The organism is Pseudomonas proteolytica, from assembly GCF_007858275.1.
GTDB lineage: Bacteria > Pseudomonadota > Gammaproteobacteria > Pseudomonadales > Pseudomonadaceae > Aquipseudomonas > Aquipseudomonas proteolytica.
Window position 1 is genome coordinate 1 of sequence record NZ_VFEV01000028.1, and the last position, 15,377, is coordinate 15,377.

Consider the following 15,377-nt stretch of genomic DNA (forward strand, 5'->3'; position numbering starts at 1 on the left):
CGGCGCTTAGGGTAGAAAGGGCGGGACGAGAAGTCTCCCACGGTCCGTACTGGCTAGAGTCGGAATCGGGCTTTTAGTCGCCGCCCACCCCTTCAAGTCTAAACATACAAGCGGGCTTGCTCGCGAAAGCGGTGTGTCAGTCAATACATCTACTGACTGACACACCGCTTTCGCGAGCAAGCCCGCTCCCACATTGGATGTTTGTTGTTTGACCTGGCGGGGTTATTTGCCGCTGGTAATCTGCCTGACCAGCAACTCATGCCCCGTCACATCTTCAGCCCGGGAGATGGCCTGGATCACCAGCAACCGGTTGCCAGAACCCGCTAGAAACATCGAGTTCAAGGTCTTGCCGCCGCCCATGCTGGCGGTGCCATCAACCTGGCGCAGACCCACGCCCTTGACCAGCAGTTTCTTCTGCGCCAGTTTCTTGTAGTCCGGCAGGCTGGTGCCTATCTCCTTGAGGAAACCTTTAACCGCGCTATCGAGAAACAGCGGTTCGTCGTCCTTCAGGTCGATGCCATCGTTGCGCAGGGTCTGGGCCACGACCACCACGCTTTTTGACGCCTTGTTGATATACATCGTGCTGTTGGCGCCCGCAGTGCCTTGGGCTTGTACGCCGGCGGGCAAGGCCTCGGCGACGTAGCCCTTGGGCAGGGTGAAGGTGAACTTGCCGTCCAGGGTCGAGACGATCTGGAATTCATCCGGCGGCACCGGGGCCGGCTTGGCGGCCGCGAACAGCGGGCTGGCGCCCAGGCTGACGGTCAGCGCCAGGGCCAGGCGGGCTGCGGTTTTGCTGAGGCTGAGCATGAGGTCTTCCAATGGATGAACGAAATTGCGTCATATTCTGTCAGAAAATTCGCAACTTCGTTCTGATCCATCCTCAGACCTTCCCGGACTCTTCCTCAAGGCGGTCCATTTCAAACAAACGGGCCAACTCCGCACGGGACTCCTGGGCCGACTGCATCACCTTGGCCGCATCGTCATACACCGCGTGCTGGGCGGTCAGCAGTTGCAGGTCGTGGTGCTTGAAGCGGTTGATCCGCGCATCGGCCTGGGTCTCGCTCAGTCCCAGGCCGACCAGGGTGCGGCGGCTCATTTCCAGGCTGGAATAGAAGGTTTCACGCACCGGTGACGCGTCCAGGTCCACCAGGCGATGCACGTGCTGACGGTTGCGGGCACGGGCGATGATTTTCATGTGCGGGTAGAGGTTGCGCACCAGTTCGGCGGTCTTGATGTTGATTTCCGGATCATCCATCGCGATCACAAAGTACTCGGCCTGGTCGACCTTCGCGGCATGCAGGATTTCCGGGCGCTGGGGATCACCGTAAAACACCGGCATGCCGCCGAAACTGCGGGTCAGCTCGATGGTTTCCACTGAGGTGTCGAGGGCGATAAACGAAATGTTCTGCGCCCGCAGGATCCGCGCCACGATCTGCCCCATACGGCCCATGCCCGCGATCACCACCCGTGGCGCGTCGCTCTCGATGGCGCGGTACTCTTCTGGCACTTCCACCGGTTTGGTCTTGGGTCGAAACAGCTTGGGGCACAGCAGCAACAGCAGCGGGGTGAGGGCCATCGACAGGGTGATGGTCAGCACTAACACGTCGTACAGATGCGGAGCGAACAGGCCCTGGTCGCGGCCGATCTTGAACACCACGAAGGCAAACTCACCACCGGCCGCCAGCACCACACCCAGACGCACTGCGCTCTCGCGGTTGAGTTCGCCGACCATCTGCCCGACCGCGTACAGCAGCGGCAACTTGATAGCGATCAGCAGCAGGGTCAGCCCCAGCACCACAAAGGGCGTGCTGAACAACAGGCCGATATTGGCGCCCATGCCCACGCTGATAAAGAACAGCCCCAGTAACAGGCCTTTGAACGGCTCGATTTGCGACTCCAGCTCGTGGCGGTATTCCGAGTCGGCCAGCAGCAGGCCGGCGAGGAATGCGCCGAGGGCCATGGACACGCCCACCAACTCCATCAGCCAGGCGGTGCCGATCACCACCAGCAGCGCGGTGGCGGTGGACACTTCGCGCAGACCGGTCTTGGCGACGATGCGAAACACCGGGCGCAGCAAATAGCGACCGCCGATGATCACCACGGCGATGCTGCCCAATACCTGCAAACCGTGGTTCAGGTCCTGGGCGGCGGTGGTGGTGTGGTCACTGCCGGCCAGCAGCGGCACCATAGCGATCAGCGGGATTGCCGCGATGTCCTGGAACAGCAGGATCGCAAAGGCCAGGCGTCCGTGGGGGCTGTTCAGCTCCTTGCGTTCGGCCAGGCTTTGCAGGCCGAAGGCCGTGGAGGACAGCGCCAGCCCCAGGCCCAGCACAATCGCGCTGTTCCACGACTGGCCAAACGCCCAGAGCGCCACTGCGCCCATCACCATGGCAGTCAACAACACTTGCGCCAGACCCACGCCAAACACCGCCTTGCGCATCACCCACAGGCGTTTGGGCGACAGTTCCAGGCCGATGATGAACAGCAACAACACCACCCCCAGTTCGGAGAACTGCGCGACGCTTTGCGGGTTGCCCACCAGGCCCAGTACCGAGGGGCCGATAATCACACCGGCGAACAGATAGCCCAGCACCGCACCCAATTTCAGGTGCTTGGCCAGGGGCACGGTGAGCACCGCGGCCAACAGGAACACCACGGCCGCTTGTAACAGGTTGCCTTCATGGGGCATCGCTTACTCCAGGATCTTTGAGGCGAATCGACAGGGCGCTATTAGAACGCGGTTTGGCGTTTTTGAATCTGAATTTTTACTAAAACCTTGGCCACGCGAGTGGCTCTGTCATCAGTAGATTGCTGTCTATCGCCATCCATGCAGGGCGGGTTCTTGCTACTATCTCCCTCCGTCGTCACCAGGAGCCAGCGCCTCATGCAACACCAGTGGGATGAAATGCACCGCACCCGCAAGCCTTCGTTCGTGCTGTGCGGCGAGCCCCAGGGGCAGGTGCTCAATCTCTATGTCCATGGCTATTCTGCGTTTTTCAACCAGCAACAGTTGGCCAGTTTCCAGGCGCAACTGGCGGGGATCGAGGGCTCGACCAACCTGATGCTGTTCTGGCCCGCCGGGCATTTCCTGGAAAACCTGTTCGCGCCCTTCAAGGACATCATCACCTCGATGCTCGGCGGCGGCACCCTGGGTGCGGCCACCGTGGGCCTGGGCAAGGCGGTGGGCTATTTTCTCGATCACTACAAAAGTGTCGAGGCGCGGGTGGACGAAGTGGCCAGGACGCTGTTGGAGGAACTGGCCAACTACCTGCACGCCGAGTCGATCGACGTGCGCCAGATCAACCTGATCGGCCATTCCCTGGGCGCTCGCCTGCTGGTCAAGAGCCTGCTGGCCAACCCGGAACTGGCCCGGGAGCTGCCGCTCAATCACCTGTTGTTGATGGGCGGCGCGATTTGCACGTCCAGCCCCTGGGAACAGGTGTCGGCGCCGCTCAAGGGGCGGGTGATCAACTGCCATTCCAGCAAGGACTGGGCCCTGGCACTCAAACCGGATGCCGAGCGCTGCATTGGCCGTTACGCCATCCCCCTGACGCCATCTCTCAAGGGCAAAGTGACCAATGTGCATCTGGTCACCTTCGACCACGCTGCCTACTGGCCGCAGTTGAAGACCGTGGTGCAGTACACCGACTTGCTGCACGAACGCCGCGGCATGATCCGTGCGGACCAGCGCAGTGCCGAGGTGCGTTTTGCCGAGGAAGACGTGGACCTGTTGCCGGTGCTGCGTCAGGCACGGGCGCCAGAACTGCAGTTTCTCGCCGAGTTGATGGCCGCCAAGCGCAGCGCGACCATCGATGCCCAGGTGCGCGACCCATTGCAACTGGCCATCGAGTTGCAGCGCATGGGCGGTGACAGCTTTATGAACCTGGCCCGTGGGCATGGGGTGAGTTATCGCCAATTGGCCCAGGACGTGGCCCTGCGCGTTGGGCTCAAGTTTGACCAGCCCCTCGACAGTGTGGCCCTGGTGAGCCTGGAAGAGCGGGTCGCCGAGACCCTGATCGAGCAGTACAAGGACAAACTCAGCCTGGCCGACCGCGCGGTGTTCGAGGCCGAACTCCGGGCGGCGGCGCAAAAGGAGCAGGGCTTTTTCAACCGATTCGATGTCGGCCGTTCGGCCACCACTGCCTTGAGCGGCACGGCGTTGGCCGGGCTGACCGGGTTTATCCTGCGCCGAGGTGCGGCCACGGCGATTCCGGTGGTGGGGCAGGCGCTGGCGGCGGCTATGCTGCTGGTGAGCGGGGTGCGGGCGTTTTCCGGGCCGGCGTATTCCATCACCACCCTGGCGGTATTGGTGCTGGGGGTGATTCGCCAGCGTATGGAACGTGAGGCGCTGAATCAGGAAATGGATCTGGTAGCGCAGGTAGTCGAGGCGCTTGATCTCCGTGGCGAGGTGGCTTGTCCCCCGTTGGGCTGCGCAGCAGCCCCAGTAAGCCTCACCTAGATACCGGGATAGCAGGTTTTGGGGCTGCTGCGCAGCCCAGCGGGGGACAAGCCCCCTCGCCACCGGTAACACCGATACCCATATATTTGTCTGGTACCCAACGTGAAATTCAGCCTGCCGAAAATTGCCACTGCCCCGTTCTGCCCTCCGGAAGTGGCGGGCACCATCCCCGTTGATCCGCGCGCGTCGTTTTTCAAACGGGTGCTGCAGTTTGCCGGCCCTGGCCTGCTGATCTCCATCGGCTACATGGACCCCGGCAACTGGGCCACGGCCATCGAGGCCGGCTCACGCTACGGCTACAACCTGCTGTTCGTGGTTTTGCTCGCGAGCCTGGCGGGGATGGCGGTGCAGTGCCTGTGTTCGCGGCTGGGCATCGCCACTGGCAAGGACCTGGCGCAATTGTGCCGCGAACGCTACAGCCAGCGTTCAGCGCGCACGCAATGGGTGCTGGCGGAAATCTCGATCATCGCCACCGACCTGGCCGAGGTCCTTGGCTGCGCCCTGGCGTTTCACCTGCTGCTGGGGGTTTCGCTGACGACCGGCATTGTCATCACGGCCTTTGACACGCTGCTGATCCTGGCCCTGCAAAACCGTGGCTTCCGGCGTCTGGAAGCGATCATGCTGGCGCTGGTGGCGACCATCGGCGTGTGTTTCTTCGTCGAACTGGTGTTGATCAAGCCTTATTGGCCGGACGTCATGCGCGGTTTCACGCCGTCCCTCTCGGCGATCAGTGACGCCGCGCCGCTGTACCTGGCCATCGGTATCCTCGGGGCTACGGTGATGCCCCATAACCTGTACCTGCACACGTCCATCGTGCAAACCCGCCTGTTCGGCAAGGACCTGGCCAGCCGCCAGGACGCGGTCAAGCTGGCGCGCATCGATACCATCGGCTCCCTGGCCCTGGCCCTGCTGGTCAACTCGGCGATCCTGGTGCTGGCGGCTGCGGCGTTCCACCAGACCGGCCATACCGAGGTGGTAGAAATCCAGGACGCCTACCACCTGCTGGACCCGCTGGTGGGCGGTGCCTTTGCCAGTATCCTGTTCGGCATTGCCTTGCTGGCGTCCGGGCAAAGCTCGACCTTCACGGGCACCATCGCCGGCCAGGTGATCATGGAGGGCTACCTCAACCTGCGGATTCCCTGCTGGCAACGCCGCCTGATCACCCGTGGCCTGGCGCTGATCCCGGCGTTCCTCGGGGTGTGGTTGATGGGCGACGATGCCATCGGCAAATTGCTGGTCCTCAGCCAGGTGGTCCTCAGCCTGCAGTTGCCCTTTGCCTTGTACCCGCTGATCCGCATGACCGGCGACCGGCAATTGATGGGGCCGTTCGTCAATCGCCTGCCCACCCGGATCCTGGTCTGGAGCCTGTTCAGCGTGATCAGTGGCGCCAACGCCTGGTTGATCGGCCAGTGGCTGTTCTGATTCAGCGGTCCCAGTAGGGCACGCTGCCGAAGCGTTCGACAAAAAAGTCGATGACCGTGCGGACCTTCACCGACAACCGCCGGCTGCCGGGCCACAGGGCGGCAATCTGCTGCGGCTCCAGGGTGGTTGCCACTTCGTAGTCGGTCAGGACCGCCTGCAAGCGCCCGGCGCGCAGGCTGTCGCCGATCAGCCAGGAAGGAAACACCACGAACCCCAGGCCTTGTTCGGCAGCGCGTGCCAGGGTGTCGGCGTGGTTGCCGGTGATCGGGCCCTTGACCGTGTAGGGCGTCCAGTCGCCCTGTTCGCGGCGAAAGTACCAACGCTGCTGGCCGTTCACGCCCTTGTACGCCAGGCATTGGTGATTGATCAGCTCATCGGGATGGCGCGGCGTGCCGCAGCGCGCCAGGTACTCGGGGCTGGCGGCGATGCGGTAGCGCTGGGGCGCAAAAATGCGCGCCTGCATCCCGGAGTCGTTGAGCACACCGATTCGGAACAACAGGTCGGCGCCTTCCTGCAAGGGGTCGACGTAGGTGTCGGTCTGCTGGATATCCAGTTGCAGCTTGGGGTATCGCTGGCACAACTCGGCCAGCCAGGGCGACAGGTGCCGTTGGCCGAAGACCATGGGCGCATTGATCCGCACCAGGCCGCTGGGTTCGCTTTCCTGTTCTTGCAGGGCCTGCCCGGCCTGTTCCAGCTGTTGCAGCATCAGGCGCGCATGATGCCCGAGCAAGCGCCCGGCTTCCGTGGGGCTGACCGCACGGGTATGCCGATAGAGCAATTGCTGGCTCAGGGCCTGTTCCATCAACTGGATCTGCCGGGAAATGGAGGAGGGCGCCAGGCCTTCGCGGCGTGCGACTTCGGAGAAGCTGCCGTGGTCCAGCACCGCCACAAACAGGCGCAGCGCCTTGAAACTCAACTCGTTGAAGCCCTGCATGGCCACTCCGTTCTGTGCGTGTTGCGCAAAGGTGTTGTCTGCATGCTCCCATTTATCGCACAGCAGGGCCACCGGATAATGCGCGCCATTGTTCTTCTCTGACGTGTAGGTGGTGTATGCAAACTTCTTCTCTCGAGGCCGCGACCCAGACGCCGGCCCGCCCCAAGCACCGGCTGGGCCTGCTGCTGTTACCGCTGGTGATCCTGGCGGGCATGGGCCTGTCGGTGGAAGCTGGCCTGTTGGGCCCGTTGGGCGTCCAGGTGGGGCACCTATGGGCGACCTTGAGCATCTTCGGGGTGGGCACGGCAATCCTGCTGCTGCTCCTGCTGTTCAGCGGCCCGCAAAAAGGCCCGGCCCTCAATGAACTGCCGCGCTGGCAACTGATCGGTGGCTTTCTGGGGCCGATGTATGTGGTGGTGCTGACCCTGGCCACGCCCCATATCGGGATTGCCATGACCATGATTGCGATCCTCTCCGGCCAGGTCGGCAAGAGCGTGCTGATCGACCACTTCGGCTGGTTTGGCACTGCCCGCAAGCGGGTCAATGGCGAACGCTGGATTGCGCTGCTGTTGATTGTGATAGCGCTTGTTTTGATTGCACGGGGTTAAGGCGATGAATCTGATTCTATTGTTGGTGCTGGTGGTTGCCGCAGGCGCGGTGTTGAGTGTGCAAGCGGCGATCAATGGGCGCCTGGGGCAAACCGTCGGCGTGCTGCGCAGCAGCCTGGTGACGTTCTCGGTGGGCACGCTGGTGACCGGCCTGTTGATTCTGTTCTTCGAACCGGCCCAGGCGGTGAGCCTGCTCGAGGTGCCCAAGTGGCAATTGACCGGGGCGTTGTTCGGCGTGGTGTACATGATGGTGATGGTCGGCGCGGTACCCATCGTGGGCACGGCGGTGGCGACGGTGGCGGTCATCGTCGGCCAATTGGCCATGGGCATGCTGATCGACAACTTCGGCTGGATGGGCAACACGGCCATCGAACTGTCTGCCAGCCGGGTGTTGGCGATGCTGTGCCTGGCATTGGCGTTGGTGTTCATGTATCGCAGCAGTACACGCCAGGCTGATTAACGGCGCTGAACCTTGGGTGTCGGCCGGCAGTCACTGCTTAAGGTGCCGGCATTCGCTGCACCGGGACGACCATGAAAAAGGAGTCTGATCATGCCAGATCCAACCTGTGCCTGCCCTCATTGCAAATGTGTACTGGGGCAGAACGCTGTGACCAAAGACGGTAAGGGCTATTGCTGCCAGGGTTGTGCCGAGCATCATGCCCATGGTGAGCCGTGCGAGTCGGCCACCGGGTGCGAGTGTGCCAAGTCGGCCCACGGCTGACCGGCCAATAGCGCCAACACCGCCAGGCAGCGTAAGCTGCCTGACTTTCCCCCTGTCGTGGAGTTTTATCGTGGCCAAAGCAGCTGCTTGCATTGAAATCCCGGTCTCGGCCGATCAAGTCTGGCAACTGGTTGGCGGGTTCAACTCGTTACCCGATTGGCTGCCGCTGATTGCCAAGAGCGAACCGGGCGAAGGCGGGCGTGTGCGCCACCTGCAAACCGTGGATGGCGCGGTGGTGGTCGAGCATTTGCAGACCTTTGATAACGTGGCGCGTACCTACAGCTATACCATCAGTGAGTCGCCGTTCCCGGTCAGTGCGTATCTGGCGACATTGCAGGTTCAAGCGCTGGGCGAGCACTCGGCCAAAGTCACCTGGTCGGGTGTGTTCACCCCGATTGCCGGTGTGACCGATGCAGAGGTTGAAGAGCTGTTCAGCGGCGTTTACACCGGCGGCGTTGAGGCGCTGCGCAAAAACTTCCCGGCCTGATTGCTGTGGCGAGGGGGCTCGTCCCCCGCTGGGCTGCGCAGCAGCCCCAAAACCGGCGCCCTCGAATGAACAGACACACCTCGGCGGTCTTATTGGGGCTGCTGCGCAGCCCAACGGGGGTGTAGCCCCCTCACCACAGGGGGGGGCTAGGGCTTCTACAGAGGGGTTTGTGCGCGGCAGTGCAGGGTCAATCGCGCGCCGCCGCGCTCGCTGCTGCCGACTTCCAGCCCAAAGTCATGCAGGTTGACGATCGCCGCCGCAATCGACAGGCCCAGGCCAAAGCTGCCCTGTTGCTGACCGTCACCAACCCGGTAGAAACGCTGGAACACGGCCACCCGTTCCGCTTCGGGAATCCCTGGGCCGGTGTCCATTACCTCGATGCATGTGCTGCCGGCATCATTGATGCCGCGCAGCAGCACCTCGCCGCCCGGCGGGGTGAACTTGATTGAATTGCTCAGCAGGTTGGCCAGGGCCTCGAACAGCAGCGCCCGGTCGCCGGTAACCGAGGGCAATGCTTCGGGGGCTTGCAACAGCAGTTCCAGCTGACCTTCTTCCGCCAACGGCAGGTAGAAGTCATGGAGTTCCTGGAGCAAGGGCAAAGGATCGAATACCTGGAAACCGGAGCGGCGTTGACGGTCTTCCAGTTCGGAGATGCGCAGCAAACCGCGAAAGCGCGCCATCAACGTGTCGGTCTCGCTGATCACCTCATCGAGCTGCAAAGCCTGGGGCGAGCCGTCGGCGGTCTGCTGCTTGATCCGATACAACTGCGCACGCAAGCGGGTCAGTGGGGTGCGCAGGTCGTGGGCAATGTTGTCGCATACGCCCTTGACCTCGTTCATCAGCTTTTCGATGCGCTCAAGCATGGCGTTGACGATGGCCGCCAGCATGTCCAGTTCGTCGCGGCGGTTGGACAGCGGCAGGCGATGGGTCAGGTCGCCGGCGACGATGGCTTCGGCGCTGGCCTGGATCCCGCGAATCCGCCGCAAGGGGCGCCGGCGTAGCAGGTGCCAGCCGGCGACGCCGGGGATGATGGTCAGCGAGATTGCCCAGAGCAGGGCCTGCAGAATGATCCGGGTCACGCCCAGCAACGAGCCGTTATCGCGTACCAGCACCAGCCAGCGGCCATCCTGGGTGTGGGTCGCCACCGCATCGCAACTGCCCCGGGGCAGTTTCGGGTCGTCCGATTCGGTGCAGTTGGCCAGGGCATGGATGTGCCCGTCGAGGGGCAAGTCTGCCGGGATCTGCTGGATTGGGCCGCTAAGGGGCCGTTGTTGCCCATCGAACAGGCCATAGGCGTCAATGCCCTTCATATCGAAGGTCATGCTGGTGGCCAGGGCTTCATCCAGTTGCGCGCCCTCGAAGCGCTGGAACAGGTGTTGGCGTTGCATCAGCGAGTGGCGCGAGAGGTCGCCCAGGTAACCCGAGACTTCGTAATAGAGCACCCCCATGAGGATGCAACTCCAGGCCACGAACAGCGAGCTGTACAGGGCCAGCAGGCGGCTGCTGGAGGAGCGCCAGCCGTTAGACGGGTTCAGCAATGACATAGCCCGAACCTCGTACCGTGCGGATCAGCGGCGTCAGGCCCGGCGGGTCGATTTTCTTGCGCAGGCGGCCAATGTGCACGTCGATCAGGTTGGTGCCCGGGTCGAAGTGATAGCCCCAGACTTCCTCGAAGATCATCATCCGCGAGAGGATCTGCCCGGTGTTGCGCATCAGGAATTCCAGCAATTTGTACTCGGTGGGCAGCAGGCTCAGTGGCTGGTCGGCGCGACTGGCTTCGCGGCTGATCAGGTTCAGCTCCAGGTCGGCCACGCGCAATGCGGTTTGCGCGGCCTTGAGCGCATTGTTGCGCCGCAGCAGCACCTCGACCCGGGCCGCCATCTCGTCGGAGGCAAAGGGTTTGGTCAGGTAGTCATCGCCCCCGGCGCGCAGCCCGCGCACCCGCTCATCCACGTCGGAGAGGGCGCTGATCATCAGGATCGGCGTCGCCACCCCGAGGGTGCGCAAGGTGGTGACGATGGCCAGGCCATCGAGCTCCGGGAGCATGCGGTCGAGGGTGATCAGGTCGTAATCGCCACTCACCGCCCGCGACAGGCCCTCGCGGCCGTTGTCGACCCAATCCACGTCCAGTCCATGACTGCTCAACTCGGCGACGATCTCGCGGGCCGTCACGGCGTCGTCTTCGATGGTCAAAATGCGCGTCATAAGGGTTACCTGGTCACACGGAAATGGGGGGCATTTTGCCAAGAAATGATCGCGAGGTTTCTAAAAGAAAATTCATGTAGGCAGTTCTTAAGGCTACCTCGGTCAACAGGTGGGAGCGGGCTTGCTCGCGAAAGCGGTGTATCAGTACATGCACCCGGTGCTGATACACCGCTTTCGCGAGCAAGCCCGCTCCCACAGGGGTTGGCGGATGGCTTGGGAATGCATAACGCCCGCCACTTACGCGGCGTTCTTGCAAGTTGCATGATCCTAGGAAGTTCAACTTACTTATCTCATTGAAATTAAAAGGTTTTTATTTTTGTGGCTACTGGCACGGCGCCTGCACTGTCCCTTTTGACAGATGTAACACCATTTTTCATGCCTGGAGCACAACAACAATGATGACATCCTCATCCACTTTGCAAGAGTCGAGCACGCTCTCCGGGGTTTCCTGGGGGGCGATCTTTGCCGGGGCCGCAGCTGCCGCTGCATTGTCCCTGGTCCTGGTGTTGCTGGGCTTCGGCCTGGGCTTTTCGGCGGTGTCGCCGTGGGCCGACAGCGGCATCAGCGCCAAGGGCCTGGGCATTTCCACGATTGTCTGGCTGGCCTTCACCCAGATTGTCGCGGCGGGGCTGGGCGGTTATATCGCCGGCCGGCTGCGGGTCAAGTGGGCCAATATGCATGGCGATGAGGTGTACTTTCGCGACACCGCCCACGGCTTTCTCGCCTGGGCCGTGGCCACGCTGGTGACCGCAACCCTGGTGGTCGGCTCGGTCAGCAGTATTGTCGGTGGCGGTGTACAGGCAGGTGCGAGCGTGGCCTCGGGCGCCGCCAGCGGCTTGACCCAGGCTGCCGGCAACGCGGCCAATGGCGATGACTTCGGCTATTACGTCGACAGCCTGTTCCGCGATGATCGCCCGGCAGCGGCCAGCGATGACGCAGTGCATGGCGTGGTGGCGCGGATCTTCGCCCGCACCCTGGGCAACGATGGCCAACTGGCCCCGCAAGACCGTGCCTACCTGGCGCAGTTGATCAGCCAGCGCACCAACCTCAGCCAGGCCGATGCCGAACGGCGTGTCGACCAGGTCTACGGTGATGCCCGCAAAGCCCTGGAAGATGCCAAGTTGAAGGCCAAGCAGGCCGCCGATACCGCCAGCAAGATCGCCGCCGTGACCTCGTTGTGGACCTTCGTCGCGCTGTTGCTCGGTGCCTTCTTTGCCAGCTTCGCCGCAACCTTCGGCGGTCGCCGCCGGGATGCCGTGGTGTACCTGGAAACCATTCGTTAATTAAAGGAGAACGTCATGCGCTCATTACTGCTGTGGTTCCTCGGTGTGCCTATCCCGGTCATTATCCTGATCGCGATCTTTATGCACTGATCCACTGAGGTGCTTGATCAAGGCCGCTCCTGCATTGCAGGGGCGGCCCTTTTTTTAATCGTCAAACCCCACCTGCTCGTGAATCTCATCGACCTTCAGCTCCAGCCGGTACGCCACGGCAATAAACAGCGCCTGGCACAGGCACAGCGTGGCACTCAGCGAGCGGAACGCAAACGACGACCCTTCATTGACCAGCAACACCGTGTTGGCACGCTTGGCCAGCGGTGACAGGTTGCTGTCGGTGATGATCAGCGTCTTGGCCTGGTGATGCTGGGCGATGCGCAGGCAGTGCTGGGTTTCCTTGCCGTAGGGGGTGAAGCTGATGGCGATCACCAGGTCATTGGCACGCACGCTGCGCATCTGTTCGCGGTAGCTGCCGCCCAGCCCCGAGACCAGGTGGATGCGCTTGTTGGTGTGCTGCAGGTTGTAGACCAGGTAGTCGGCCACTGCAAAAGACCGGCGCACCCCGACCACGTAGATATTGTCGGCGTTGACCACCAGGTCCACGGCTTTCTCGAAGGCGGCGTCGTCCAACTCCAGGCCCAGGCGCTCGATACCAGACAGCGTGGCATTCACGCATTCACGGGCCAGATCGCCGGCGCTGGCTTTCTGCGACTTGTTGGCGATCATGCTGCGAATGCGCTGCTGGTAGTTCTGCACCGGCGTGGTCTTGTGGGTATACGCCTCGCGAAACAGCGCCTGCATTTCACTGAAACCGCTGAAACCAAAGCGCTGGGAAAAGCGCACGATGGCCGATGGGTGGACTTCGCATTCCCGGGCGATATCGCTGATGCGATCGACCATGATCCGATCGCTCTGCTGGCTCATGTAGCTGGCGATGCGCTTGAGCTGGCGGGGCAGGCTTTCGTATTCATCGGTGATCAGCTGCAACAGACGCTCGGCATTGATCGGAGGGCTGGCGAGCGTCTCGGTGGGAGCCTGCTGATCGGTGCGGGACATGGGCAATCCTTTTGGCTTGTTCTTACAGGGCAGGTGAGCGGCACCTTGCCCCTGACAATAGGTCGATGGGCGCAAGTCTACAGGGAAGGCGGCAAAAAATATCTTAATGGAATATATATTCCACATAAAATATTTATGGAATAAATATTGATTGATGGCGTGGGACGTCCTAGTCTGCATCCACCAAGAGCGTCGCCATCACGATGGCCGGCGCGGGCTGATAAAAATAACAGGAGCCAGCATGGGCCAGACTCGTTTTGCCAGTGGGCGTCAATTGGATCTGATTTGTCTTGGGCGCCTGGGCGTCGATCTGTATGCGCAGCAAGTCGGGGCGCGGCTGGAAGATGTCACCAGTTTCGCCAAATACCTGGGGGGTTCTTCCGCCAACATCGCCTTTGGCACCGCGCGGTTGGGGCTCAAGTCGGCGATGTTGAGCCGGGTCGGCGACGATCATATGGGGCGCTTCCTGGTGGAGTCGTTGGTGCGTGAGGGCTGCGATGTCAGCGGTATCACCGTCGACCCGCAGCGCCTGACGGCCATGGTCCTGCTGGGCCTCAAGGACCGCGAAACCTTCCCCCTGGTGTTCTACCGCGAAAACTGCGCCGACATGGCCCTGTGCGCCGCGGATATCCGCGAACCCTTGATTGCCAGCAGCAAGGCGCTGTTGATCACCGGCACCCATTTTTCTACCGATGGCGTGTACCAGGCCAGCCTCCAGGCCCTGGACTACGCCGAGCGGCACGGCGTCAAGCGCGTGCTGGATATCGACTACCGCCCGGTGCTCTGGGGCCTGGCGGGCAAGGCTGACGGCGAGACGCGTTTTGTTGCCGACCAGAACGTCAGCCAGCACCTGCAAGGCATCCTGCCGCGCTTTGACCTGATTGTCGGCACCGAGGAAGAGTTCCTGATTGCCGGCGCCAGCCAAGACCTGCTCAGCGCCTTGCGCACCGTGCGTCAACTGACGACCGCCACGCTGGTGGTCAAGCTCGGCCCGCAAGGCTGCACGGTGATCCATGGGGCCATCCCGGCGCGCCTGGAAGACGGCGCGATCTACCCCGGTGTGCGGGTCGAAGTGCTTAACGTGCTGGGTGCCGGCGATGCGTTTATGGCGGGCTTTCTCAGCGGCTGGTTGAACGACGCCGATGACGCGCGCTGCTGCCAACTGGCCAATGCCTGCGGTGGGTTGGTGGTGTCACGCCATGCCTGCGCGCCGGCGATGCCGACCCCGGCCGAGCTTGAGTACCTGTTCAGCAGCCCGGTGCCGATCACCCGGCCGGACCAGGACCCGGTGTTGCAGCGCCTGCATCAGGTCAGTGTGCCGCGCAAAGCCTGGAAGCAGCTGTTTGTGTTCGCCTTCGATCATCGCTGGCAACTGCTGGAGCTGGCGCAAAAAGGCGGCCAGGACCCGGCGCGGATCGCTGCGATCAAGCAGCTGTTTATCCAGGCGGTCGAACGCGTGGAGGGCAAGCTGCGCGAGCAGGGCGTCGAGGCCGATGTGGGCATTTTGGCCGACCAGCGTTTTGGCCAGGATGCGCTGAACGCCGCCACCGGCCGTGGCTGGTGGGTCGCGCGCCCGGTGGAGGTCCAGGGCTCGCGGCCGCTGGCGTTCGAGCACGGCCGCTCGATCGGCAGCAACCTGATCGCCTGGCCCCAGGAGCAAATCATCAAGTGCCTGGTGCAGTTTCACCCCGACGACGAGCCGCTGCTGCGCCTGGAGCAGGAAGCGCAACTCAAGGCCCTGTATCAAGCGGCGCAAACCAGTGGCCATGAACTGCTGTTGGAAGTGGTGCCACCCAAGGATCATCCCTCGACCTACCCGGATGTGCTCTATCGCAGCCTCAAGCGTTTGTACAACCTGGGCATCTACCCGGCGTGGTGGAAGATCGAGGCGCAGACGGCCGAGCAGTGGCGCAAGCTCGATGAGCTGATCGAGGAGCGCGATCCCTATTGCCGGGGCGTGGTATTGCTGGGCCTCAATGCCCCGGCAGATTCTTTGGCCGAGGGCTTCCAGCAGGCCAGCCAGAGCCGGACCTGCCGTGGGTTTGCCGTGGGCCGGACGATCTTCCAGGAGCCGAGCAGGGCATGGATGGCGGGTGAAATTGACGACGAAACGCTGATCCAGCAGGTGCAGCAGACCTTCGAACAACTGATCCAGGCCTGGCGCAGCGCGAGAACTTAAACACGCTCAACTGTAGGCGCAGGCAAGCC

14 protein-coding genes are annotated in these 15,377 nt (G+C 62.6%); 8 read left to right on the top strand and 6 right to left on the bottom strand.

The features are described from left to right. Positions 1 to 222: 222 nt before the first annotated feature. Both FIV38_RS19455 and FIV38_RS19460 read right to left on the bottom strand, forming a co-directional pair. Complete coding sequence (locus FIV38_RS19455) at positions 223 to 807, bottom strand: DcrB/PsbP domain-containing protein (protein WP_092235507.1); 585 nt, start codon at positions 805 to 807, stop codon at positions 223 to 225. Between the two features lie 73 nt (positions 808 to 880). After that, a complete protein-coding gene (locus FIV38_RS19460) occupies positions 881 to 2,689 on the bottom strand; it encodes a monovalent cation:proton antiporter-2 (CPA2) family protein (protein ID WP_070995227.1) in 1,809 nt (602 codons plus the stop codon). Between the two features lie 195 nt (positions 2,690 to 2,884). Here FIV38_RS19460 and FIV38_RS19465 point away from each other — a divergent pair, with 195 nt between their 5' ends. Both FIV38_RS19465 and FIV38_RS19470 read left to right on the top strand, forming a co-directional pair. Continuing rightward, positions 2,885 to 4,459 (top strand): DUF726 domain-containing protein, encoded by a 1,575-nt coding sequence (locus FIV38_RS19465; RefSeq protein ID WP_092235510.1) that lies wholly within the window; start codon positions 2,885 to 2,887, stop codon positions 4,457 to 4,459. Positions 4,460 to 4,561: 102 nt separating this feature from the next. Next, the gene (locus tag FIV38_RS19470) at positions 4,562 to 5,881 is read left to right on the top strand and encodes an Nramp family divalent metal transporter (protein ID WP_092235513.1); all 1,320 of its coding nucleotides are present in this window, start codon (positions 4,562 to 4,564) and stop codon (positions 5,879 to 5,881) included. 1 nt (position 5,882) lies between these two features. Here FIV38_RS19470 and FIV38_RS19475 read toward each other — a convergent pair whose 3' ends face one another. Then, entirely contained in the window at positions 5,883 to 6,815 is a 933-nt protein-coding gene (locus FIV38_RS19475; protein ID WP_092237392.1) for a LysR family transcriptional regulator, read from the bottom strand. Positions 6,816 to 6,931: 116 nt separating this feature from the next. Between FIV38_RS19475 and FIV38_RS19480 the strand changes: the two genes are divergently transcribed. The 4 genes from FIV38_RS19480 to FIV38_RS19495 all read left to right on the top strand — a co-directional run bounded on the left by FIV38_RS19480 (position 6,932) and on the right by FIV38_RS19495 (position 8,631). Continuing rightward, positions 6,932 to 7,423 (top strand): DMT family transporter, encoded by a 492-nt coding sequence (locus tag FIV38_RS19480; RefSeq protein WP_208602578.1) that lies wholly within the window; start codon positions 6,932 to 6,934, stop codon positions 7,421 to 7,423. Positions 7,424 to 7,427: 4 nt separating this feature from the next. Further along, the gene (locus tag FIV38_RS19485) at positions 7,428 to 7,883 is read left to right on the top strand and encodes a DMT family transporter (protein ID WP_092235516.1); all 456 of its coding nucleotides are present in this window, start codon (positions 7,428 to 7,430) and stop codon (positions 7,881 to 7,883) included. 90 nt (positions 7,884 to 7,973) lie between these two features. Further along, entirely contained in the window at positions 7,974 to 8,144 is a 171-nt protein-coding gene (locus tag FIV38_RS19490; protein ID WP_029293082.1) for a metallothionein, read from the top strand. A 70-nt stretch (positions 8,145 to 8,214) separates the two neighbouring features. After that, positions 8,215 to 8,631, top strand: coding sequence for an SRPBCC family protein (locus tag FIV38_RS19495; protein ID WP_029293080.1), 417 nt, complete (start codon positions 8,215 to 8,217; stop codon positions 8,629 to 8,631). 155 nt (positions 8,632 to 8,786) lie between these two features. Here the strand turns inward: FIV38_RS19495 and FIV38_RS19500 are convergent, their stop codons facing one another. Continuing rightward, a complete protein-coding gene (locus FIV38_RS19500) occupies positions 8,787 to 10,175 on the bottom strand; it encodes a sensor histidine kinase (RefSeq protein ID WP_092235519.1) in 1,389 nt (462 codons plus the stop codon). Then, positions 10,153 to 10,836, bottom strand: coding sequence for a response regulator transcription factor (locus tag FIV38_RS19505; protein WP_092235523.1), 684 nt, complete (start codon positions 10,834 to 10,836; stop codon positions 10,153 to 10,155). Before FIV38_RS19505 ends, FIV38_RS19500 begins: the two co-directional genes overlap by 23 nt. 395 nt (positions 10,837 to 11,231) lie before the next feature. Between FIV38_RS19505 and FIV38_RS19515 the strand changes: the two genes are divergently transcribed. Further along, positions 11,232 to 12,119: a hypothetical protein gene (locus FIV38_RS19515; RefSeq protein WP_092235530.1), complete on the top strand. Its 888-nt coding sequence runs from the start codon at positions 11,232 to 11,234 to the stop codon at positions 12,117 to 12,119. Between the two features lie 144 nt (positions 12,120 to 12,263). Here FIV38_RS19515 and FIV38_RS19520 read toward each other — a convergent pair whose 3' ends face one another. After that, positions 12,264 to 13,169 (bottom strand): MurR/RpiR family transcriptional regulator, encoded by a 906-nt coding sequence (locus FIV38_RS19520; protein ID WP_029293072.1) that lies wholly within the window; start codon positions 13,167 to 13,169, stop codon positions 12,264 to 12,266. 241 nt (positions 13,170 to 13,410) lie between these two features. On the opposite strand from FIV38_RS19520, the gene FIV38_RS19525 reads away from it, so the two are divergent. Next, complete coding sequence (locus tag FIV38_RS19525) at positions 13,411 to 15,348, top strand: bifunctional 5-dehydro-2-deoxygluconokinase/5-dehydro-2-deoxyphosphogluconate aldolase (protein WP_092235533.1); 1,938 nt, start codon at positions 13,411 to 13,413, stop codon at positions 15,346 to 15,348. The last annotated feature ends 29 nt before the right edge of the window (positions 15,349 to 15,377 follow it).